General features: G+C 73.5%; 21 protein-coding genes. 7 read left to right on the top strand and 14 right to left on the bottom strand.

Features of this window, described 5'->3' with window-relative positions; all coding sequences use genetic code 11:
* Positions 1 to 37: 37 nt before the first annotated feature.
* The 6 genes from ACN9MS_RS12430 to ACN9MS_RS12405 all read right to left on the bottom strand — a co-directional run bounded on the left by ACN9MS_RS12430 (position 38) and on the right by ACN9MS_RS12405 (position 6,942).
* Entirely contained in the window at positions 38 to 2,773 is a 2,736-nt protein-coding gene (locus tag ACN9MS_RS12430) for an AAA family ATPase (RefSeq protein WP_426308880.1), read from the bottom strand.
* A gap of 143 nt (positions 2,774 to 2,916) precedes the next feature.
* Positions 2,917 to 3,297, bottom strand: a complete 381-nt coding sequence (locus tag ACN9MS_RS12425) for a VOC family protein (RefSeq protein ID WP_426308879.1) — start codon at positions 3,295 to 3,297, stop codon at positions 2,917 to 2,919.
* A 552-nt stretch (positions 3,298 to 3,849) separates the two neighbouring features.
* Positions 3,850 to 4,518, bottom strand: coding sequence for a fasciclin domain-containing protein (locus ACN9MS_RS12420; protein WP_426308878.1), 669 nt, complete (start codon positions 4,516 to 4,518; stop codon positions 3,850 to 3,852).
* 251 nt (positions 4,519 to 4,769) lie between these two features.
* On the bottom strand, positions 4,770 to 5,021 hold the full coding sequence (locus ACN9MS_RS12415) for an ANTAR domain-containing protein (RefSeq protein WP_426308877.1): 252 nt from the start codon (positions 5,019 to 5,021) through the stop codon (positions 4,770 to 4,772).
* Between the two features lie 112 nt (positions 5,022 to 5,133).
* Positions 5,134 to 6,306, bottom strand: coding sequence for an epoxide hydrolase family protein (locus ACN9MS_RS12410; protein WP_426308876.1), 1,173 nt, complete (start codon positions 6,304 to 6,306; stop codon positions 5,134 to 5,136).
* 42 nt (positions 6,307 to 6,348) lie between these two features.
* On the bottom strand, positions 6,349 to 6,942 hold the full coding sequence (locus ACN9MS_RS12405) for a DUF3043 domain-containing protein (protein ID WP_426308875.1): 594 nt from the start codon (positions 6,940 to 6,942) through the stop codon (positions 6,349 to 6,351).
* 80 nt (positions 6,943 to 7,022) lie between these two features.
* Here ACN9MS_RS12405 and ACN9MS_RS12400 point away from each other — a divergent pair, with 80 nt between their 5' ends.
* Complete coding sequence (locus ACN9MS_RS12400; RefSeq protein ID WP_426308874.1) at positions 7,023 to 8,477, top strand: dipeptidase; 1,455 nt, start codon at positions 7,023 to 7,025, stop codon at positions 8,475 to 8,477.
* Positions 8,478 to 8,514: 37 nt separating this feature from the next.
* Here the strand turns inward: ACN9MS_RS12400 and ACN9MS_RS12395 are convergent, their stop codons facing one another.
* Both ACN9MS_RS12395 and ACN9MS_RS12390 read right to left on the bottom strand, forming a co-directional pair.
* Complete coding sequence (locus ACN9MS_RS12395) at positions 8,515 to 9,339, bottom strand: hypothetical protein (protein WP_426308873.1); 825 nt, start codon at positions 9,337 to 9,339, stop codon at positions 8,515 to 8,517.
* 48 nt (positions 9,340 to 9,387) lie between these two features.
* The gene (locus ACN9MS_RS12390; RefSeq protein ID WP_426308872.1) at positions 9,388 to 9,918 is read right to left on the bottom strand and encodes an acyl-CoA thioesterase; all 531 of its coding nucleotides are present in this window, start codon (positions 9,916 to 9,918) and stop codon (positions 9,388 to 9,390) included.
* Positions 9,919 to 10,013: 95 nt separating this feature from the next.
* Between ACN9MS_RS12390 and ACN9MS_RS12385 the strand changes: the two genes are divergently transcribed.
* A complete protein-coding gene (locus ACN9MS_RS12385; RefSeq protein WP_426308871.1) occupies positions 10,014 to 10,409 on the top strand; it encodes a DUF3817 domain-containing protein in 396 nt (131 codons plus the stop codon).
* A gap of 22 nt (positions 10,410 to 10,431) precedes the next feature.
* Here the strand turns inward: ACN9MS_RS12385 and ACN9MS_RS12380 are convergent, their stop codons facing one another.
* Entirely contained in the window at positions 10,432 to 11,031 is a 600-nt protein-coding gene (locus ACN9MS_RS12380; RefSeq protein WP_426308870.1) for a DJ-1/PfpI family protein, read from the bottom strand.
* A 61-nt stretch (positions 11,032 to 11,092) separates the two neighbouring features.
* Positions 11,093 to 12,301 (bottom strand): quinolinate synthase NadA, encoded by a 1,209-nt coding sequence (nadA, locus tag ACN9MS_RS12375; protein ID WP_053371366.1) that lies wholly within the window; start codon positions 12,299 to 12,301, stop codon positions 11,093 to 11,095.
* Between the two features lie 113 nt (positions 12,302 to 12,414).
* Here nadA and ACN9MS_RS12370 point away from each other — a divergent pair, with 113 nt between their 5' ends.
* Entirely contained in the window at positions 12,415 to 13,635 is a 1,221-nt protein-coding gene (locus ACN9MS_RS12370; RefSeq protein WP_426308869.1) for a glycerate kinase, read from the top strand.
* 12 nt (positions 13,636 to 13,647) lie between these two features.
* Here ACN9MS_RS12370 and ACN9MS_RS12365 read toward each other — a convergent pair whose 3' ends face one another.
* A complete protein-coding gene (locus ACN9MS_RS12365) occupies positions 13,648 to 14,076 on the bottom strand; it encodes a VOC family protein (RefSeq protein WP_426308868.1) in 429 nt (142 codons plus the stop codon).
* Between the two features lie 191 nt (positions 14,077 to 14,267).
* Here ACN9MS_RS12365 and erpA point away from each other — a divergent pair, with 191 nt between their 5' ends.
* A complete protein-coding gene (erpA, locus tag ACN9MS_RS12360) occupies positions 14,268 to 14,618 on the top strand; it encodes an iron-sulfur cluster insertion protein ErpA (protein ID WP_047234275.1) in 351 nt (116 codons plus the stop codon).
* 99 nt (positions 14,619 to 14,717) lie between these two features.
* Here the strand turns inward: erpA and ACN9MS_RS12355 are convergent, their stop codons facing one another.
* Positions 14,718 to 14,981 carry a sulfurtransferase TusA family protein gene (locus ACN9MS_RS12355; RefSeq protein WP_426308867.1) on the bottom strand — a complete coding sequence of 88 codons (264 nt, stop codon included), beginning with the start codon at positions 14,979 to 14,981 and terminating at the stop codon, positions 14,718 to 14,720.
* Positions 14,978 to 16,123 carry a cysteine desulfurase family protein gene (locus ACN9MS_RS12350; RefSeq protein ID WP_426308866.1) on the bottom strand — a complete coding sequence of 382 codons (1,146 nt, stop codon included), beginning with the start codon at positions 16,121 to 16,123 and terminating at the stop codon, positions 14,978 to 14,980. The genes ACN9MS_RS12355 and ACN9MS_RS12350 overlap by 4 nt, the downstream gene beginning before the upstream one ends.
* Before the next feature lie 401 nt (positions 16,124 to 16,524).
* Here ACN9MS_RS12350 and coxB point away from each other — a divergent pair, with 401 nt between their 5' ends.
* Genes coxB through ACN9MS_RS12335 form a run of 3 tightly spaced genes read left to right on the top strand, consistent with a single transcriptional unit; the run spans position 16,525 to position 19,663 of the window.
* Complete coding sequence (gene coxB / locus ACN9MS_RS12345; RefSeq protein ID WP_141391288.1) at positions 16,525 to 17,445, top strand: aa3-type cytochrome oxidase subunit II; 921 nt, start codon at positions 16,525 to 16,527, stop codon at positions 17,443 to 17,445.
* A complete protein-coding gene (gene ctaD / locus ACN9MS_RS12340; protein ID WP_237843011.1) occupies positions 17,445 to 19,268 on the top strand; it encodes an aa3-type cytochrome oxidase subunit I in 1,824 nt (607 codons plus the stop codon). The genes coxB and ctaD overlap by 1 nt, the downstream gene beginning before the upstream one ends.
* Positions 19,265 to 19,663: a cytochrome c oxidase subunit 4 gene (locus ACN9MS_RS12335; protein WP_047234280.1), complete on the top strand. Its 399-nt coding sequence runs from the start codon at positions 19,265 to 19,267 to the stop codon at positions 19,661 to 19,663. The genes ctaD and ACN9MS_RS12335 overlap by 4 nt, the downstream gene beginning before the upstream one ends.
* Before the next feature lie 248 nt (positions 19,664 to 19,911).
* Here the strand turns inward: ACN9MS_RS12335 and ACN9MS_RS12330 are convergent, their stop codons facing one another.
* Positions 19,912 to 20,538, bottom strand: a complete 627-nt coding sequence (locus tag ACN9MS_RS12330; protein ID WP_053369073.1) for a superoxide dismutase — start codon at positions 20,536 to 20,538, stop codon at positions 19,912 to 19,914.
* Positions 20,539 to 20,670: the final 132 nt, after the last annotated feature.

Here is a 20,670-nt window from a genome sequence, read left to right as displayed (position 1 = left end):
GCCGCTCGTAGTCCCGAGGACCCCCCGCCGAGCGTCCTCAGGTGCCGCGGTCGGCGATCCGGTCGGCAAGCTGGCGCCGGGAGGAGATCCCGAGCTTCTGGAAGACCTTGCGCAGGTGGTAGTCGACCGTGTTGGGGCTGATGAACAGGTTGGCGCCGATCTCGGCGTTCGTCCGCCCGGAGGCGGCGAGACGCGCGACGGTGAGTTCCTGCGCCGTGAGGTCGAGGTGCTGCGCCCGGCCGTCGACGTGCGCCTGTGCGTCGACGACCTTCAGCTCGGCGAGGGCCCGGGCGACGAAGAGCTCGGCTCCGCTGTCGTGGAAGCGGCCGAGCGCGAGCCGGAGCTGGCGGGCTGCGTCTCGTCGCCGCCGGGCGCGGCGCAGCCACTCGCCGTAGAGCAGGTGGGAGCGTGCCAGGTCCATCTCGGCACGCGTCGAGGCGAGCGTGTCGATGGACGCGACGTAGTGCGGCTCGGCGTCGTCGTCGGGCGCCGTCAGCGCGAGCGCGCGCTCGGCGATCCCTCTGCACCACGGTGACCCGTTGGCGTCGGCGCGCTCGGCCAGGTCCTCGACGTAGGCGTGCGCCTCGTGGGCGTGCCCGCTGCGTACGGCCGCCTCGACGAAGTCGCCGTACTGGCTGGGGGTCACGTGCAGGAAGGGTCGCGCGACGAGCGGGAGGTGGCGCTCGTAGGCGTCGCGGTAGCGGCCGTCGGCGAGGTCGCGCACCACGAGGGCCGCGACGCCCGAGGACGTGACCCCTCCGAACCCGGTCTCCAGGGCACCCTGCGCGACCGCGAGGACGACCTCGTGCGGGGTGCCGTTCCAGGCCAGCACGGCCGCGTTCACGACGTTCTCCGCGTCGTAGCCCATGGCACGGCGCACCTCGCGGACGAGGTCGTCGGCGCGGGCGGCGCGCTGCAACGTCCCGCCGCACAGCTCCGAGATCGCCGTCGTCCACAGGATGCTGTCGAGCTGCTGCAGCGCGCCGGCGTCCCGGGCCGCCCGCGCCGCCCGTCCCAGCGCGTCCGCTCGGCCGGCGTCGTCCCACAGGAACGTACCCAGCGACGCGATGGCGCTGTGCCTGCGCATCATCTGGTCGTCGGGCAGCGCGAGGATCGCGTCCAGGGCATCTCGCGCGGGGCCGACCGCCCGGTCGTAGGGGTCCAGGACGAGTGCGCCCAGCCCCCGCAGGATGGTCCCGGCCGGCCCCGGCGCGAGCTCCGCGCCTGCGACGAGGCGACGGCCCAGCTCGTCGGGCGTGACGCCGACCATCGCGAACTCCGCCGTGCAGCTCATCTCGAACGCCTGCAGCAGAGCGCGCTGCTCGCGTTCCACGTCGTGGCCGTGGAAGCGGCGGGCTGCCTCCAAGCACGCGGCAGTCGCTCCCCGGACGCCGTCCGCGTCGCCGAGGAACATGCCGAGCCCGCTGCGGACGAGCGTCACACGTCCCTGGGCCACCGGCCCGGCCGCTGACAGGTCGGCCTCCTCGACCAGGCGCTTGGCGACGTGCGCAGCGCCCGCGGCGAGCGCGGCCTCCGCCGCCGCGGCCTGACGGTCCTCGCGCGCGGGCCCGGGCGGGGTGAGCTCGGCGGCCCTGGCCAGGATGCTGGCTCGGGAGGCGAAGCCGCCTCGTCGCGCGGCGAGGTCGGCGGTGTGGGCGAGCCGTCCAGCGACCGCGTCGTCCGTCCCGACGACCGCACGGGCCGCGTGCCATGCCTCCGCCTCGACCAGACCGAGCCGATCGGCTGCGCGTGCCAGCGCGCGGTGCGCGTGCCGTCGCTCCGCCCCCGAAGCAGCGTTGTAGACGGCGGAGCGCACCAGGGGGTGCCGGAACTTCACGGCGGGTGCCAGGGAGAGGAGCCCGGCGAGCTCCGCGCGGTCGCCGTCGTCAGGTTCCAGGCCGATCGCCCGCGCGGCGTCGGACACCAGGTCGACGTTCCCCGTCGGGTCCGCCGCCGCGAGCAGCACCCAGCGCTGGACGGAGGCACCGGTCTGACGCACCCGGCGCACGTAATGCTCCTCGAGGTGGCGACCGATCGGGACCGGCTCGCCGGAGATGCCCAGGTCGGGCAGCTCGTGCACCAGCGACTCGCCGGCGAGGTCGACCAGCGCGAGCGGGTTGCCACCCGTCGCACGGGCGATCGCCATGGCGGCCGGCGGTGCGAGCGGACGGTGCACGGAGCGGTTGAGCAGACGCACCGCCGTCTCGGGGTCGAGCCCCGTGAGCACCAGGTGCGGGAACCCCCTCAACCTCTCCACGAGCACCGGCTCCTCACGTCCGGCGAACACGATCGCCACGCGTTCCGCGGCCAGTCGGCGCGCGACGAAGGCCAGGACGTCCAGGCTCTCGGCGTCGACGAGATGGGCGTCGTCGACGGCGCACACGACGGGCTGTCCCGCGCTCGCCGCCGCGAGCAGGCTCAGCATGCCGAGTCCGACGAGAAAACGGTCGGGGGCAGGGCCGTCGGACCGTCCGGACGCGACGGAGACGGCCTGGCGCTGCCTCGCCGGGATCGAGTCGAGATGAGCGTGCAGCAGGGACACGAGCCGCTGGACCGCGGCGAAGGCCATCGACGACTCGGACTCGTATCCGTCGACGTGCAGCACGCAGAGGCCGGGCTCCCGCGAGGTCGCAGCCACCAGACTCGTCTTGCCGATGCCGGGCTCGCCGAGGAGCGCGATCGCGCCGCCGCGACCGTTGCGCGCACCGCTGACCAGCGCGTTGAGTCGTTGCCGTTCGTCGACCCGGCCGAGAAGGGGCCCACCGCCATGCATACGCACAAGATAGGGAACGCGCGGGTGTCGCGACCAGGGGTGGGGAGGCATCGTCGCCGGAGCCGTCGCGTGGTCCGGCGCGGCCGGTCACGGGGGTTCGGAGCGGCGACGGGCGGAAGTGCCTGCGCAGTCCGGCTCAGCCATCAGCTCGTCGCCCAGACCCCCAGCTCGTTGCCGCTCGGGTCGAGGAAGTGGAACCGGCGGCCCCCGGGGAACTCGTACGGGCCCTCGACCACCTGTCCGCCCGCGCCCTGCACGGCGGCGAGGGTGGCGTCGAGGTCCGCGGAGAAGAGCAGGACGAACGGCCCGCCCCGCGAGACGTCGCCAGCCTCGGCCAGGCGCAGCCCGCCCGCCTCGTCCTCGCCCGACTCCGCGGCCGTGCGGATCCCCGCGTACCCGGGGCCGTAGGGGACGAACTCCCAGCCGAAGGCCGCGCCGTAGAACGCCTGCGCGGCAGCGAGGTCGGTCACGGGGAGCTCGACGTAGTCGATCGAGTGGTGGACGGCGTGCGCGTGGTTGCTCATGCGCCCATCGTCGCGCGGGCCACCCACGCCACAGGGTGAGGGCGGGGTTCTCCAGCGGGACGATGCGGTGTCGTCGCGCACGAACGGGTCGCCCTGGAGGTCGGTCAGCTCAGCACGGCGTCCGCCTGCCCGGTGCGGTCGCTCCCCGCACGCGTGGCCTCGTCGACGACGAGGTGGGCGAAGTCTTGCAGGCGCACGTCCTTGTCGTCCGGGGCGCGCCTCAGCCGCAGGAACGACTCGTCCTCATCGACGCCCTAGGTAACGATGAGGACGCCCTCGGCCTGCTCGATCGCCCGCGCCCGTCGGCAGCCGTCTGGACGGCGCGGAAGGCGCGTCCTTGTGCCTGGCCGGCGACGGCGTCGGTGACGTCGAGCCACGTCCAGCCGGCATTGGCCGACGCACTGACCTGACTCGGAGCTACCGGGCGTCGTTCCGGCTCTCCTGACCTGGTCGCCGTCGCTTTGGACGGGACCGCGCGTCCAGGAGGCGTGCCGGCGGGTGCGGCGAAGCGCGTCCGCGCCCCGCCGCACCCGTCCGGTTCCCGCCGGCCGACTAGAGGTCCACGGGGCGCAGGACGGCGGTGATGCCGTGCGCGATCTGCAGGTTGCCCTTGTTCAGGTCGAGCTGCGACCTGATCAGGAACGGGTCGACGTCGTTGCGGTCCCGGTCGACCAGGCGGACCAGCGGCACCCAGCGGCTGAGGACGTCCACCCGCACGCCGGCACCCTGCGCCGTCGTGAGCACGGCGTCGTCCGACCGCAGCGCCGTGCGGGCGTCGATCGTGACCCCCGGGACGACGTGGTACAGCAGGACCTGCTCGACCGCGTCGATCCCGACCGCTCCCGCGATCGCCTCGAGCGCGGCCTGCTCGGTGCGCGGCCACCGGTGCGTGAGGTCCCATGCGAAGAGCTGGAACGCGCGGTCGTTCGGGACGAAGGCCGTCAGGGGCACGGTGCCGTCCGCGAGCACGGCGACCGGGCTCGCGGGCTTGGCCGCGAGTACCGCGGCCACCGCCTGGTCGAGGACGTCGACGTCGTACGGGTTGCGGTCGAACGTGTCGCCGTCGGCCGCCAGCACCTGGGCCAGGCTGGTCGTCCCCGTCGTCCCCGTCGTCCCCGTCGTGCTCGCGGTGGCGGGTTGGGCGGCCGCCAAGCCCGCCAGCCCGAACGCCGCGGCGCCCACGGCTGCGACCGAGCGTCGAAGTGCGCGTCGAAGGGTCATCATCGAGTCCTTCCATCTCCACACGAGGCAGTACACCTGCCGGGCGCCGCGGTGACGCCCACCCCTCCTTCCGGGCGAACCGCGCTCGCGGATGCACGCCGGTGAGCACGAGCACCCGTGGTGGCTCCGCCCGGTCCGACCGGCGGCGCGCGCGGCCGGGCGACCCGGGCGTTCCGACGTCGTCGACCTCCGGGCACGACGAGCGAGCCCCGCCCCTCGGAGTGAGGGGCGGGGCTCGCGTGCTCGGTCGCCTAGCGCAGGACGGCGGCGACGCGTTCGGCGCAGTCCTCACCCGAGCGCGCCGCCTCGTCGACGACGACGCGCGCGAGGTCTCGCAGGCGGACGTTCTTGTCGTTCGACGCGCGCTTGAGCAGCGCGAACGCCTCGTCCGGGTCGATGCCGCGCGTCGCGACGAGGATGCCCTTCGCCTGCTCGATCGGTCCGCGTCCTGCCGCGGCCGCCGCGATGTCGCGGTGGGCCCGCTCCTCCCCGCCGGCGGCCACCGTGGAGGTGATGTCGACGAAGTACCCCAGGAGCTCGACGACCTCGCCCGTCTCCGGGTCACGACGGCCCTGGCCGACGATGACGAGGTACCGCTCCTTGCCGCGGGCGTCGCTACAGCCGGTCGACGAAAGAGCGCAGCTCGCGGGCGTAGCTCTCGGGCTGCTCGAACGGGGCGAAGTGGCCGCCGCGCGGCGGTTCGGTCGCGTAGACGGTGTTTGCGACGCGATCGAGCCACGCTCGAGGAGGCCGGACGACGTCGCCGGCGAACACGGAGAACCCGGATGGCACCTCGACGTAGCGAGCGAGCTGCTCGCGGGGGAGCGCGGCGTTGGCACGGTAGGCGCGGACGCCGGCCCCGACGTTGTCGGCCGCCCAGTGCTCGGTGAGGAGCGCGAGGACCTCGTCACGCGTGTAGACGGACTCGAGGTCACCGTCGCAGTCGCTCCACGACCGCAGCTTCTCGACGACCCAGGCTGCGAGCCCCGCGGGGGAGTCCGTGAGACCCACCGCGAGGGTCTGGGGCTTGGTGCTCTGCACGGCCGCGTAGGCGCCCTCGGTGGCGCGCCACCGCGCGCTCTCCTCGAGCCAGTCGCGCTCCTCCTGCGTGAGCGAGGCGGGGTCGCCCGTGAACACCGGCAGCCCGGCGTCGGTGCGGTGCACGGCGATCACCCGGTCGGGAAAGTCGAGCGCGAGGAACCGGGCGACGTGGCTGCCCATGTCGCCGCCCGCCACGAGGAACCGGTCGTAGCCCAGCGCGCTCATGAGCTCCGCCCACAGGGCGGCGACCGCGCGGTTGTCCGGCGTCGGGCCGGCGGGGACGTCGGAGAAGCCGAAGCCGGGCATGTCGGGCACGACGAGGTCGAAGGTGCGTCGGCCCGCGTCGCCCGTGGTCGTGCCGGAGTCCGGGGCGGTCAGGAGCGGCACGACCTTGCGGTACCGCCACGCGGAGTCCGGCCAGCCGTGAGCGAGCAGCAGCGGGAGCGGGGGAGCGCCGTCGCGCCGTGCGGACGAGAGCGCGTGGAGGAAGTGGACGCGCGACCCCTCGATCGTCGCGCGCCGGCTCGGGAGTACGGCGAGCTGGGCCCGGTGCGCGGCGAAGTCGAAGCCGTCGGCCCAGTACACGACCAGGTCGCGCAGGTACGCGACGTCGGTGCCCGCGCCCCACCCCAGGTCGTCCGGTGCGTCGACCCACCGGGTCGCCCGCAGTCTCGCACGCAGGTCGTCGACGACCGCGTCGGGGATCCAGGGCGTGAAGCTCTCGAGGTCGGTCACGCGCTGCGACATGACGTCGAGGCTAGCGGGACCGTGGGCACAGCCCGCGGGCGGCTACTCCGGGAAGACGCCGTGCTTCTTGTGGATCGGCTTGGGCAGACGGGCCCGGCGGAGCTGGAACGCGCGCATCACGGCGTACATCGTCGTGCCCTTGGGGATCTCCCCGAACTTCGCGAGCAGCCGCTTGCGCAGGCGCCGCCACATGATGAAGCCGTCGACGACCGTCAGGAGCACGATGACGTAGAGCGTCATCACCGTGAGGAACGCGAGGTCCTGGTTCTGCGCGGTGAGGAACGAGAAGACGATGAACACCAGGGCGACGGGCAGGAAGAACTCGCCGAGGTTCCAGCGCGCGTCGACGTAGTCGCGCACGTAGCGCTTGACCGGCCCCTTGTCGCGCGGCGGCAGGTAGCGCTCGTCGCCCGTCTGCATCGCCTGGTACTGACGGTCGCGCATCTCTCGCTGCTTCTCCCGCGCGGACTTGGCGGCGGCGCGACGGTCGTTCGGCACGAGGGGTCGCTTGTTCGCGGCCTCGGAGACCTTGCGCTTGGGCGTCGGGCGGCCCTTGCCGGCTGCCTCGATCTCGGCCGCCTGCTCGACGGGGTCGGGGGCGGCGGACGTCGCGGCGGGCTTGTTGCGGGAGAACACCCCTCCAGGGTAGTCGAGCCGGGGCAGTGCCGGACGCCGGTCCCAGGACCGGCGGCACGTGGTGTCGTACGGTGCTCGTCGTGACGAACTCACCCGACCCCACCGTCCCTGTGCCCGGCACCGCGTCCGGCACCGCGCCCGACGCCGCGCCCGGCCACGAGCTCGCAGCCACCCTCCGCGAAGCCGTGGCCCGCCTGTTCCCCGCGCTGCGCGCGGACCTCGAGTCCCTCGTGCGCGTGCCCAGCGTCTCGAACGCCGCGTTCGACCAGGCGCACGTCGCCGCGAGCGCGGACGCCGTGGCCGCGCTCCTGCGCGACGCCGGCCTGCCCGAGGTGCAGGTGCTGTGCGCCCGGACCGCCGACGGCACGGAGGGTGCGCCCGCCGTCGTCGCCCGCCGCCCCGCGCCCGACGGCGCCCCGACCGTCCTGCTGTACGCGCACCACGACGTGCAGCCCCCGGGCGACGCCGCCACGTGGGAGACCGACCCGTTCGAGCCGACCGAGCGCGACGGGCGCCTGTACGGCCGCGGCGCGGCCGACGACAAGGCGGGCGTCGTGGCGCACCTGGGCGCGCTGCGTGCTCTGGCTGCGAGCACAGCGCTCGGCGATCTCCCGGTCGGGGTGACGGTCTTCGTCGAGGGCGAGGAGGAGATCGGCTCGCCGACGTTCCTGCCGTTCCTCACGCAGTACCGCGACCTGCTCGCGGCGGACGTCATCGTCGTCGCGGACTCGTCGAACTGGAAGATCGGCGTCCCGGCGCTCACGACGTCGCTGCGCGGCCTCGTGGACTGCGAGGTCGAGGTGGCGGTGCTCGACCACGCGGTGCACTCGGGCATGTTCGGCGGACCCGTGCTCGACGCGGTGACGCTGCTCGCGCGGCTGATCACGACCCTGCACGACGACGCGGGCAACGTCGCCGTGCCGGGGCTGGTCACGGCGGCCGAGCCGACCGTCGACTACGCCGAGGCCGACTTCCGGGCGGACTCCTCGCTCCTCGACGGCACCGTGCTCGCCGGCGAGGGCAGCATCGCGGGGCGGCTGTGGACCAAGCCCGCGATCGCCGTCATCGGGCTCGACGCGCCGAGCGTCGCGCACGCGTCCAACACGCTCACCCCGCGCGCCACCGCCAAGCTCTCGGTGCGCCTCGCGCCCGGGCAGGACCCGGCCGTCGCGATGGCGGCGCTGCGCACGCACCTGGAGTCGAGCGCGCCGCTCGGCGCGCACGTCACGGTGCGCGACGGCGAGCAGGGCAAGCCGTTCCTCGCTCCCGGCGACTCCGAGGCGATGCGGGCCGCGCGGTGGGCGTTCGCGACGTCGTGGGGCACCGACCCGGTCGACATCGGCGTGGGCGGGTCGATCCCGTTCATCGCCGATCTGCTCGAGGTGTTCCCCGACGCGGCGATCCTCGTGACGGGCGTCGAGGACCCGGACTCGCGCGCGCACGGCGCGAACGAGTCGGTGCACCTCGGCGAGCTCGAGAAGGTCGTGCTCGCCGAGGCGCTCCTGCTCGCCCGGCTCGGCGGCGCGGTCGCCTGACCCGCGCCCGCGTTCCCGCGCGGCGGCGCTCGCCCGGTCAGCCGGGGAGCGCCGTCCGCAGGTCCGCCGCCTCGGCGAGGGCCGTCCGGACGGCGGCGGGCGCGTCGGGGGCGAGGGAGCCCGCCAGCGCGTCGAGGTCGTCGAGGTGGGTGCGGGCCGCGTCGGGGTCGCCCGCGCGGACGGCGAGCTCGGCCAGGTAGGCGAGGGCGCGCACACGGTCCGCCGGATCGGCGTCGTCCCCGGCACGCCGCAGCGCGCCCGCGAGGATCTTGCGCCCCTGGACGGGGTCACCGTGCGAGTCCGCCTGCACGACGGCGTCGTCCAGCGCCCGGGCGAGCCGCCCCTCGGGGCGGGCGGCGTAGGCGTCGACGGCGGACGTCCCGGCCGCGTCCGTGGCCGGCGCCCCCGCGGCGGGGGAGCGGCGCATCACGCGGACCCAGTTGCCGGCGGGGTCCACGAGGCTGAAGCCCGTCGTGCCGCCCGCGTTGGCACGGCGTCGCGGGCGCGTGATGCGGGGGAAGCCCGTGAGCGGCAGGCGTCCGTAGCGGGCGCGCAGCCCCGCGGCGAACGCCTCGAAAACGGGTTCCGTGTCCTCGACGACGACGATGCACGTGCTGTAGCTGTCCTGCGGCTCGATCCCGTCGAGCCCGAAGTAGTGGATGTCCACGCCGCCGCGCCGCACCGCGAGGTACGGGTTGGGCCGCTGCTGGCGGTAGGTCACGTCGAAGCCGAGCGCGGTCCAGAAGTCGCGCAGCTCGTCGATGTCCCGGCACGGCAGGGCCGGGACCATGGTCGCGTCGAACGGGTCGGTGGCGGGGTGGTCCGGGGACGGATCGGGGTCAGGTGCTCGGTCGGCGGTCACCGAGCCATCGAAGCACCCGACCCCGCGCGCGACCAGGGTGCCGGGCGGTCAGCCGCGGTGCGCGACGTCGACCGCCCGGGACCACCGGGCGACGTCGTCCGGGAGCTCGGGAGAGGCGACGTCGCCGCCCAGGAGCCCGACCACGGCGGGCGCGGCGATCCGGTCGCCGGACCCGCGCGCGAGGAACCGGCCCGCGACGAGGCCGCGCGCGCACAGGTCGCCGCCGCGCGAGAACACCTGCTCGAGGTAGACGACCCGCTCGTCCCAGCCGAGGACGCGCGTCGCGATCTCGAAGCGGTCCCAGAGCTGGAGCGAGCGGCGGTACTTCATGGTCGATGCCGCGACGACGGGGTACCAGCCCTTCTCCTTGAGCAGGGGGAACCCGCCGAGGTCGGCGATGAAGTTGCTGCGCGCGACGTCCATCATCTGCAGGTACGTCCCGTTGTTGACGTGCAGGTAGAAGTCGAGGTCGCCTGGGTGCACGCGCATCCGGGTGACGGACGGCTCGAGGACACCGCGGCCCGGCACGGCCTTGCGCGGCATCGTGCTGGCGACGAGGAGCTGGATCTGGCGGGTCACCCGGGCAGGCTACTACCCCGCACCAGCGGTATCGGGTACTTGGCGCCGCCGACGTCCGGGAAGGTCTGTCATCTCCGTGTGCGAGGATGCGCGCCGTGACGACGACGAGCCCCGCCCCTCGCCCCACCGCCACCGCCGACACCGGGTCTCCCGCCCCGGCACACCCGTGGCAGGTCCGCGCCTTCCGGGCGGTCGCCATCGCCGAGGCGTTCTCCTGGGCCGGGCTGCTCGTCGGCATGTACCTGAAGTGGGTCGCCGGCACGACCGAGCGCGGCGTGGAGATCTTCGGGCCGATCCACGGCGCCCTCGTGCTCGTCTACGTGGCGCTCGCCGTGCTCGTCGCGGTGCGCGTCCGCTGGTCGCTCTGGACGACGTTCCTCGCGCTCGCCGCGACGGTCCCGCCCTTCTGCACCGTCGTCTTCGACGTCTGGGCCCACCGGTCAGGCCGCTACGCGGCCTCGGCGCGCAGGGCGGTCGTCGGAGGCGCCTGAGCCCCGGGAGATCGCGCCGGTCTCAGACCGGCGGGTGGGGGTCGTACTGGATCGCTCGGCGCACCGCGCGCGCGACGTCGTCGCTCTCCAGGCGCGCGACCAGGTGCAGCGCCATGTCGATCCCCGCGGACACGCCCGCGGACGTGACGACGTCGCCGTCGTCGACGAACCGCGCCTCGGTGTCGACCACGACGCTCGGATCGATCTCCGCGAGCTCGTCGTAGTGCTCCCAGTGCGTCGTCGCGGGCCGCCCCGAGAGCAGCCCCGCCGCCGCGAGCACGAGCGAGCCCGTGCACACGCTCGCGATGACCGGGGTCTGGGCGCGCATCGCGCGCAGCCACTCGAGGTGCACGCGGTCCGCGAGGAGCGAGCGCGTCCCCCACCCGCCGGGGTAGACCAGCAGGTGCAGGGGACCGACGTCGTCCGCCGAGCGATCCGGGAGCAGGCGCAACCCCTTGGCGAGCCGCACGCCGCCGCCGTCCCAGGAGAACGTGGACACGTGCGGCTTGAGCGCGGAGTGCTCGGCCCAGGCGGACAGCACCTCGAACGGCCCGGCGACGTCGAGCTCCTCCGCCTCGTCGAAGACGAAGATCCCGACGTTCATCCCGTTCCCGGTGCTCATGGCCACCTCCGCGTGCCCCGGACGTCGCCGCCGGGTGCGGTGGGAGCCCGGCGGGTACTGCCTAGATGCCCGGCAGGGCGAGCATCTGGTCGAGCGCGACGCGCGCCCAGTGCGCGTCGTCGGCGTCCACGACGATCCGGTTCACCACACGGCCCGCGACGAGCGACTCCATCGCCCACACGAGGTGCGGCAGGTCGATCCGGTTCATCGTCGAGCAGAAGCACACCGTCGAGTCGAGGTAGTGCACCTGCTTGTCCGGGTGGGCGCGCGCGACGCGGCGCACCAGGTTGAGCTCGGTCCCGATCGCCCACGACGAGCCCGGCTCGGCGGCGTCGAGCATCTTGATGATGTACTCCGTCGACCCGACGAAGTCCGCGGCCGTGACGACCTCGTTCTTGCACTCCGGGTGCACGAGCACGTTGACGTCCGGCACCGCGGCGCGCATGTCGCTCACGTTCTTCGCGGAGAACCGACCGTGCACCGAGCAGTGCCCGCGCCACAGGATCATGCGCGCGTCGCGCAGCTCGGCGTCCGTGAGGCCGCCGTTCGGCTTGCGCGGGTCGAACACGACGCAGTCGTCGAGCGACATCGCGAGCTTGAGCACCGCGGTGTTGCGGCCGAGGTGCTGGTCCGGCAGGAACAGCACCTTGCCCGTGCCGTCCACGCCACCGACCTGGTCGAACGCCCAGCGGAGCGCGACCTCCGCGTTGGACGACGTGCACACCGTGCCGCCGTGGCGACCCGTGAACGCCTTGATCGCGGCGGAGGAGTTCATGTACGTCACGGGGATCGTCGAGTCGGCGATGCCGACCTCCTCGAGCACGTCCCACGCGTCCTCGACCTGGTCGATCGCCGCCATGTCCGCCATCGAGCAGCCGGCGGCGAGGTCCGGCAGCACGACCTGCTGCGTGTCCGACGTGAGGATGTCCGCGCTCTCGGCCATGAAGTGCACGCCGCAGAACAGGATGAACTCCGCCTCGGGCCGCGCCGCGGCCTCGCGCGCGAGCTTGAACGAGTCGCCCGTCACGTCGGCGAAGTCGATGACCTCGTCGCGCTGGTAGTGGTGACCCAGGACGAACGCGCGCTCGCCCAGCGCGGCGCGCGCCACCCGGGCGCGCTCCACGAGGTCGGGGTCGCTCGGCGCGGGCAGGTCGCCCACGCACTCGACCCCGCGCTCGGACGCGAGGTCACGGCCCTGGCCCAGCAGGAGCAGGGCGGAAGGACTGGGCTCGGCGAACCCGCCCTGGCGCGAGGTGTTCGGCCCGCTCACGGACGACAGCAAGGTGCTACCAGTGCTCACGGGACCATCGTCGCACAGCGCCGCCACGGTCGAGCGGGCGTCCCGCGGGGACCGGACGGCCCTGGCCCTGGCACAATCCGGGCATGCGCGTGCTGCTCACCGGGTCCGCCGTCCCGCCCGTGCCCGACGGCGCGTGGCCGGCCGGGGAGTCCTCGTCGCCACCCGCCCCCGCCGGGCCGATGCTCGACGACGTCACGGGCTGGTGGGCGCCGCACGCCACGGTCGAGACCGTGGCGCTCGCGGCGTCCGGGCCGGCGTTCCTCGACGCGGTCGCGCCCGTCGCGGCCGAGGTCCTCGCCGGGGTGGTCCCGGGGCCGGGCGGGAACGACGTCCCCGTCGCGGTCCGCCGTCGGGCACCGGGCGGCGACGGCGACGGCACGCGCCGGACCGTGTACGTCGACGCCTCCCAGGTGCCCGCGACCGGCGCGGGCGAGCTGCTCGAGGGCGACGCGGGAGCGGTGACCGTGCCCGCCCGGTCCTCGACCGCCGTCGGGCACCTCCTGGCGCTCGCGGCCGAGGCCGCGCGCGGACCGGACGGGGCGCCCGGACGCGTCGTCCTCGCCACCGGTGGGAGCACGAGCCACGACGGCGGGCTCGGCGCGCTCCTGGCGCTCGCAGGGGGGCCGGAGCGCGTCGGAGGCCTCCCGACCGCCGTCCCCGCCGACGTCGTGCGCACCGCGCGGGCCGCGCTGGGCGGCACCGACCTCGTGGCGGCCGTCGCGACCGACGTCCCGCTGCTGGGGCTGCACGGGGCGAGCGCGGCGCTCGGCCCCCGCGGCGTGGACCCTGCGGTGGCCCAGCACCTCGAGCGCGCGCTGGGCGCGGTCGCGCACGACGTGGCGTCCGCCGTCGACCGCGTGGCGGCGGACGACAGGGACCCCGGCGGCGCGCTCGCCGGGCGGGACCTCTTCGCCGCGTCGACGGCGGGCCGTCGCCTGGCGGGTCTGCCGGGGGCCGGGAGCGGGGGCGGGCTCGCCCACGCCGTCGTGGCGCTGGGCGGCCGGCTCGTGCCCGCGCTGCGCGTGGTGGCCGACGACCTGGGGCTGGACGCTCGCCTCGCCGCTGCGGACGTCGTCGTCGTGCTCGTGGACGAGCTCGGGGCGCACGAGCTGGGGGACGGGACGGTGCACGAGGTCGCCTCGCGGGCGGGCCGGCACGCGCTCCCCGTCGTCGTGCTGGGGCGCGCGGTCGTCGCCGGGCGGCGCGAGCAGGCCGCCGCGGGGCTGAGCGGCGCGTACCCGTGGGGCGACGGCGACCCGCGCGCCCTCGTGGAGCGCGTCGCGCGCACGTGGTCGCGCGGCTGACGACGGGGCGTCTCAGCCGAGGTCGACCGTCCCGTCCGCGCGGACGGACCAGGCCGGGTTGTGCGCGACCTCCCACACCAGGCCGTTGGGGTCGGCGACGTGGGCGTGGAAGACGCCGCCGAACTCGCCCTCCTGCGGCTCCTTGCGGACGGTCCCGCCCGCGGCGACCATCGCCTGCACGAGCTCGACCACCGCGGCCCGGTCTGCCACGTTGTGCGAGAGCGTGAGACCCGTCGTGGCGGGCGTCGCGTCCGGGGTGCCCAAGTCGCGTACGAAGGCCTCCTCGTCGAAGAAGCCGAGGAGCTGGCCCGCCGCGGAGCGGTAGAACACGATCTCGCCGGGCACGTCGAGCTGCGCGGTCCAGCCGAGCGCCCCGTAGAAGCTCCGCGCGGCGTCGAGGTCGCGGGTGGCGACCGTGACGAAGTGCAGCGACTGGTCCATGCGTCTCCCGTCGGCGGGCCGCGTCACCGGTGCGGCGCGGGCTCCGTTCGACCGTACGCCGCCGGGTGGTCGTAGACTCGGGAACACGACCGGCACGAGTGGTGTTGAGGACCTGACGGGATCTCTCTCGAGAGGTCCGTAGAAGCCGGCCACCACCGGGGCAGCACTGCCCCCGACAGCGCGGAGACGAGATGAGCGAGACCACCGACATTGCCACGCACGGCGTCAACCTGACCGACGGGGCCGCGGACAAGGTCCGCACCCTCCTCGAGCAGGAGGGTCGTGACGACCTGCGCCTGCGTGTCGCGGTGCAGCCCGGCGGCTGCTCCGGCCTGATCTACCAGCTCTACTTCGACGAGCGCGTGCTCGACGGCGACGCGCTGCGCGACTACGACGGCGTCGAGGTCGTGGTCGACAAGATGAGCGTCCCCTACCTCGAGGGCGCGACGATCGACTTCGCGGACACGATCGAGAAGCAGGGCTTCACGATCGACAACCCCAACGCGGGCAGCGCCTGCGCCTGCGGCGGCTCTTTCAGCTGACCCGCCCGGCGTGCCGCGCGCACGCCGACCACGACCGCACGAGCCCGGTCACCCGCCCCGCGGGTGGCCGGGCTCGCGTCGTCCGGTGCGCGACCGCCCTCAGGCGCCGAGCTCGACCGTGATGGCCCAGGCGTCGGCGGCGTCGCCCGTCTCGGTGGCCCGGGGGAGCGGCACCTCGTCGACCACCGCGTGGCCGCGCATCCGCGCCCAGGCCGGGACGTCGAGCCGCGCGGCAGGGTCGGTCGACCACACGGTGAGGCGCGTGCCCGGTGGCCGGTCGCGCGCCGCCGCGGCGACCCGGATCACCGGGAGCGGGCAGCGCAGCCCGCGCGCGTCCACCACCTCGGGAGCCTCGTCCGTCACAGGCCCTGCACCCCCAGCGTGGCGCGCACGCGCGCGACCGCCCCCGGCAGCGCGTCGAGCAGGCGGTCGACGTCCGCCTCGCTCGTGGACCGGTCGAGCGCGACGCGCACGTTGCCGTGCGTGAGCACACCCATCGCCGCGAGCACGTGCGACGGCTCGAGCGTGCTCGACGTGCACGCGGAGCCCGACCCGACGGCGACGCCCTCGCGGTCGAGGTCGGTGAGCAGCGCCTCGCCGTCCACGTAGAGGAACGAGAACGTCACGACGTGCGGCAGGCGGTCGACCGGGTCGCCGACCACCTCGACGTCGGGGATCTCGGCGACGCGCGCGCGGACCCGGTCGACGAGGGCGCGCCGCCGGGCGTCCTCGGCCTCGCGGTCCGCCAGCACCGCCTGGAGCGCGACGGCGGCCGCGAACGCCGCGGGCACGGACACCCCGCCGGGTGCCCAGGGGTCGGGGTCCTCCGGGAACGGGCTGCGCCGTCGTACGCGGGAACGGATCGCCAGGACCCCGACCCCGGGACCTCCGCCCCAGTCGGCAGGGTCGGCGGCCAGCGCGTCCCACGCCGCCGGGACCGTGTCGTGGCCGACGCTCGCCCCCGCGTCGACGAGGAGGGGGACGCCTGCGGCGCGCGCGGCCTCGTGCACCGCCGCGACGGGCTGGCGTGTGCCCACCTCGCCGTTCGCGAGCTGGAGCGCGGCGAGCGCGACGCCCGGTCGTGCGACGGCGTCGGACATCGCGTCGGCATCGACCCGACCGGCGCGGTCGACGCCCACGACCTCCCGCTCGAGCCCGCCGTGCTCGGCGGCGTGCAGGACCGCGGCACGCTCGACCGCGCCCACGACGACCCGCCGGCCGACGCGCGCGCGTCCCCCGGCGAGCGCGGCGACGGCGGTGTGCAGCGACGCCGTGTGGGTCGGTGTGAGGTGCACCTCCTCGGTCCGCGCGCCGAGCGCGGCGGCGACGGCCTCGCGCGCGCCGTCGAGCAGCGCGGCGGCGCGGCGGCCCTCCGCGTGCAGGCGGCGGGGGTCGGCCCAGCCGTCGTCGAGCGCACGGTCGAAGGCCTCGCGCGCGAGCGGGTGCCAGGGCGCACGTCCGCCGTTGTCGAGGCGGACCCGGTGATCGGGGGTGGTGTGTGTCACATGGCCTCCAGGGCGCTGGCGGACGCGTCGCGGGGCACGGCGCGGGCCGGGGGAGCCGACCGGCCCCGCCCGGGTGGACGCGTCGCGGGCCTCCCGCGGGGCGTCGGATCGTTGCGCTCGCGCGGACCGCGACGGGGTGTCGGTGCCCGTCCGGACGCCCCACCGGCACGGTACCGCTCCGCCGCCCGGAGCGTCGGTGTGGCAAGGATCTGACAGACCTGGCGCGGGTGTGGTGAACCCGTCCTGACCGGCCAGGACGTGTGCCGCATCTCGCCCGTCCGCAGCGCGTTCCGGGCCACGAAGGGCGGAATCCCGCGCTAGGCTTCGTGTGTCGAGGACGAAGGTCCTGTGCTGGGCTCGTAAAGACGGGTTCGGGCAGGACGTGACGTGAAAGGCCCCCCTTGCACTCGCAACCCCCTAGCCGCACACGGCGCACCATCCTGCGGGCGACGGCCCTCGCCGTCGCCGTCGCTGCGGTGGCGTCCGGCTGCGCCAGCGACACGGTCCAGCGCGGGTTCCTGCCCGGTTACGAGGACGGGGAGGTGACCAACCAGACCGCCCGGATCACGTCGCTGTGGACCGGCTCGTGGATCGCCGCCCTCATCGTCGGCGTCATCACGTGGGGCCTCATGCTGTGGTGCGTCGCCGCCTACCGCAAGCGCAAGGACGACCACCGCCTCCCGGTCCAGACGCGGTACCACCTGCCGCTCGAGATCATGTACACGGCCGTGCCGATCATCATGGTCCTCGTCCTGTTCTTCTACACGGACCGCGACATGAGCGCGATCGTGGACAAGGACGTGGAGGCCGACATGACGGTCCAGGTCATCGGCAAGCAGTGGAGCTGGGACTTCAACTACGTGGACGAGGACGTCTACGAGTCCGGCCAGCACCTCGCCGACGTCGGTGGCACCATGACGGAGGACGCGGAGATCGACGGGGCCCCGGGCACGTCGGAGGCGCTCCCGACGCTGTACCTGCCCGCGGGCGAGAGCATCCGCTTCGTCCTGGACTCGCGCGACGTCATCCACTCCTTCTGGATCCCGGCGTTCCTCTACAAGCTGGACATGATCCCGCACCGCACCAACGAGTTCGTGGTCACCCCGCAGCGTGAGGGCGTCTACGCCGGCAAGTGCGCGGAGCTCTGCGGCGAGCACCACTCCGGGATGCTCTTCAACGTCGAGATCGTGGACCGCGCCGAGTTCGACGCGCAGATGGAGGAGCTCCGCGAGAAGGGTCAGGAGGGCCAGATCCCGGTGGAGGGATTCAGCCGCCTCCAGGACCCGAACCCCGTCCCTGCTAGCACGGAGGGTGAGCACTGATGGTCGCGCAGGCCGAAGTCATCCCCGGTCTCGCCCCTCGGCGGCAGACCCTCGGTCGGACCGTGATCAAGTGGGTCACGTCCACCGACCACAAGACGATCGGGTACATGTACCTGATCACGTCGTTCATCTTCTTCTGCATCGGCGGCCTCATGGCCCTCGTGATCCGCGCGGAGCTCTTCGAGCCCGGGATCCAGCTCGTGCAGAGCAAGGAGCAGTACAACCAGCTGTTCACGATGCACGGCACGATCATGCTGCTGCTGTTCGCGACCCCGCTGTTCGCCGGGTTCGCCAACGTCATCATGCCGCTGCAGATCGGTGCGCCGGACGTCGCGTTCCCGCGACTGAACATGTTCGCGTACTGGCTGTACCTCTTCGGTGGGCTCATCGCCTCGGCCGGCTTCTTCACGCCGCAGGGCGCGGCCTCGTTCGGATGGTTCGCGTACGCGCCGCTGTCGAACACGACGTTCAGTCCGGGTCTCGGAGGAGACCTGTGGGTGTTCGGCCTCGCGCTCGCCGGCTTCGGCACGATCCTCGGTGCCGTCAACTTCATCACGACGATCATCACCATGCGCGCACCCGGCATGACGATGTTCCGCATGCCGATCTTCACGTGGAACACGCTCATCACGAGCCTCCTCGTGCTCATGGCGTTCCCGCCGCTGGCCGCCGCGCTCTTCGCGCTCGGCGCCGACCGGCGCTTCGGTGCCCAGATCTTCAACCCCGAGAACGGGGGAGCGATCCTCTGGCAGCACCTGTTCTGGTTCTTCGGGCACCCTGAGGTCTACATCATCGCGCTGCCGTTCTTCGGCATCGTGTCCGAGATCTTCCCGGTCTTCGCCCGCAAGCCGATCTTCGGCTACAAGGGCCTCGTCTACGCGACGATCGCCATCGCGGCGCTCTCCGTCACGGTGTGGGCGCACCACATGTACGTGACCGGAGCGGTCCTGCTGCCGTTCTTCGCGTTCATGACGATGCTCATCGCGGTCCCGACCGGCGTGAAGTTCTTCAACTGGATCGGCACGCTCTGGCGAGGCAAGCTCACGTTCGAGACACCGATGCTGTGGTCGATCGGCTTCCTCGTGACCTTCCTCTTCGGTGGTCTGACGGGCGTCATCCTGTCGAGCCCGGCGCTGGACTTCCACCTGTCCGACTCCTACTTCGTGGTGGCGCACTTCCACTACGTCGTGTTCGGCACCGTGGTGTTCGCGATGTTCGCGGGCTTCTACTTCTGGTGGCCCAAGTTCACCGGCCGGATGCTCAACGAGCGCCTCGGCAAGCTGCACTTCTGGCTGCTCTTCATCGGCTTCCACACGACGTTCCTCATCCAGCACTGGCTGGGTGTCGAGGGCATGCCGCGTCGCTACGCGGACTACGCGCCGTCGGACGGCTTCACGTGGGAGAACCAGGTCTCGACGGTCGGGGCGTTCATCCTCGCCGCCTCGACGCTGCCCTTCCTCTGGAACGTCTACACGACCTGGCGCAACGCGCCCAAGGTCGAGGTCGACGACCCGTGGGGCTACGGCCGCTCGCTCGAGTGGGCGACGTCCAGCCCGCCGCCGCGGCACAACTTCACGTCGCTGCCGCGCATCCGCTCCGAGTCGCCCGCGTTCGACCTGCACCACCCCGAGGTCGCGGCGATGGACCACGCCGAGCCGAACCCGAACGTCCTCGAGAAGGTCTACGGCGAGGCTGACCGTCGGGGCGAGAAGAGCGTCGCGCTCGACCGCCTGAGCGGCGCAGAGAGCGCGAGCGACTCCACGACGACCACGATCGTCGACGAACCCCGCACGGGCACGACGGACGAGGAGGCCGGGAAGTGAAGGTCGAGTACAAGCTGTTCCTCTACGGGACGCCGTTCTTCATCGCCGCAGGGCTCGTCTACGGCTTCTGGAGCCACTGGGAGCCCGTCGGGTCGGTCGCCATCCTCCTGACCGGTGCGCTGGTCGCGATGATCGGTGCCTACCTCATGCTCACGGCGAAGCGCATCGACGCCCGGCCCGAGGACGACCCCGAGGGTCTCATCGAGCAGGGTGCCGGCGACCAGGGCGTCTACGCCCCGTGGAGCTGGTGGCCGCTCGCGATCGCCGGCTCGGCCGCGATCGTGTTCCTCGGCCTTGCTGTCGGCTGGTGGCTCGTCTACGTGGGGATCGCGCTCGCCGCGGTCGCCCTCGTCGGCTGGGTCTTCGAGTTCTCTCGCGGCCAGCACGCCCACTGATCGACCCGACGTCCTCGCGTCGTCCGAACGGCCCGATCCCCGTCAGGGGACCGGGCCGTTCGTCTTTCGTCGACCTGCTTGACGACGTCGCGCGGTACCTCTTCGTGACCGCGGACTGAGGTTGGTGCGGTTCCGGCGAGCCGCCGAGAACGAGGTCGGTCCCGTCATCCGGTGGATGACGGGACCGACCTCGTCGTGGTGGGGGAGCTGGCTCGTGCTCGCCCCGGGGTGTCGTCCTGCGGGGCTCGTCAGGCGGGGACGATGAGCCCGGCGGTCTGGGTCTTGGCGCGCTGGAGGCGGGCCTCGGCGTCGGACCAGTTGACGAGGTTCCACCAGGCGGTGACGTAGTCGGCGCGCACGTTCTGGTAGTCGAGGTAGTAGGCGTGCTCCCAGACGTCGAGCAGGACGATGGGGGTCAGGCCGAGGGTGAGGTTGCCCTGCTGGTCGTAGAGCTGGACGGTGACGAGCTTGGAGCCGATGGAGTCCCAGGCGAGGATGGCCCAGCCCGAGCCCTGGACGCCGGCGGCGACGGCGGCGAACTGCTTCTTGAAGGCGTCGAAGGAGCCGAAGTGCTCGTCGATCGCGGCGCCGATCTCGCCGGTGGGCTCGCCGCCGCCCTCGGGGGAGAGGTTGGTCCAGAAGGCGGAGTGGTTGACGTGGCCGCCGAGGTTGAACGCGAGGTTCTTCTCGTGCAGGTTGATCGCGGCGAAGTCGCCGGTCTCGCGGGCCTCGGCGAGCTTCTCCAGGGCGGTGTTCGCGCCGGTGACGTAGGCCTGGTGGTGCTTGGAGTGGTGCAGCTCCATGATCCGCCCGGAGATGTGCGGCTCGAGCGCACCGTAGTCGTAGGACAGCTCGGGCAGGGTGTAGACGGGCATCCGGAGTACCTCCTGGTACGGACCGCGGGAGAGCGTCCTGCGGCCGCTGTGCGGTGAACTGACGGTGTCTCAGGCCCTCAGGCAGGCGCGGCTGCCCGCGCCCGGGTGCCGAGACGACGATGACCCGCGACC

Source organism: Cellulosimicrobium sp. E-16 (assembly GCF_049913115.1).
In the GTDB taxonomy this organism is placed as follows: Bacteria; Actinomycetota; Actinomycetes; order Actinomycetales; family Cellulomonadaceae; genus Cellulosimicrobium.
This window is presented reverse-complemented; position numbering and strand designations above follow the sequence as displayed.

What these genes read in the sequence shown, in the direction of transcription:
- ACN9MS_RS12430 (WP_426308880.1), bottom strand. Translation starts at nt 2,773, where the DNA reads ATGCATGGCGGTGGGCCCCTTCTCGGCCGGGTCGACGAACGGCAACGA.
- ACN9MS_RS12425 (WP_426308879.1), bottom strand. Translation starts at nt 3,297, where the DNA reads ATGAGCAACCACGCGCACGCCGTCCACCACTCGATCGACTACGTCGAG.
- ACN9MS_RS12420 (WP_426308878.1), bottom strand. Translation starts at nt 4,518, where the DNA reads ATGACCCTTCGACGCGCACTTCGACGCTCGGTCGCAGCCGTGGGCGCC.
- ACN9MS_RS12410 (WP_426308876.1), bottom strand. Translation starts at nt 6,306, where the DNA reads ATGTCGCAGCGCGTGACCGACCTCGAGAGCTTCACGCCCTGGATCCCC.
- ACN9MS_RS12380 (WP_426308870.1), bottom strand. Translation starts at nt 11,031, where the DNA reads ATGAGCACCGGGAACGGGATGAACGTCGGGATCTTCGTCTTCGACGAG.
- ACN9MS_RS12370 (WP_426308869.1), top strand. Translation starts at nt 12,415, where the DNA reads ATGCGCGTGCTGCTCACCGGGTCCGCCGTCCCGCCCGTGCCCGACGGC.
- ACN9MS_RS12365 (WP_426308868.1), bottom strand. Translation starts at nt 14,076, where the DNA reads ATGGACCAGTCGCTGCACTTCGTCACGGTCGCCACCCGCGACCTCGAC.
- erpA (WP_047234275.1), top strand. Translation starts at nt 14,268, where the DNA reads ATGAGCGAGACCACCGACATTGCCACGCACGGCGTCAACCTGACCGAC.
- ctaD (WP_237843011.1), top strand. Translation starts at nt 17,445, where the DNA reads ATGGTCGCGCAGGCCGAAGTCATCCCCGGTCTCGCCCCTCGGCGGCAG.
- ACN9MS_RS12330 (WP_053369073.1), bottom strand. Translation starts at nt 20,538, where the DNA reads ATGCCCGTCTACACCCTGCCCGAGCTGTCCTACGACTACGGTGCGCTC.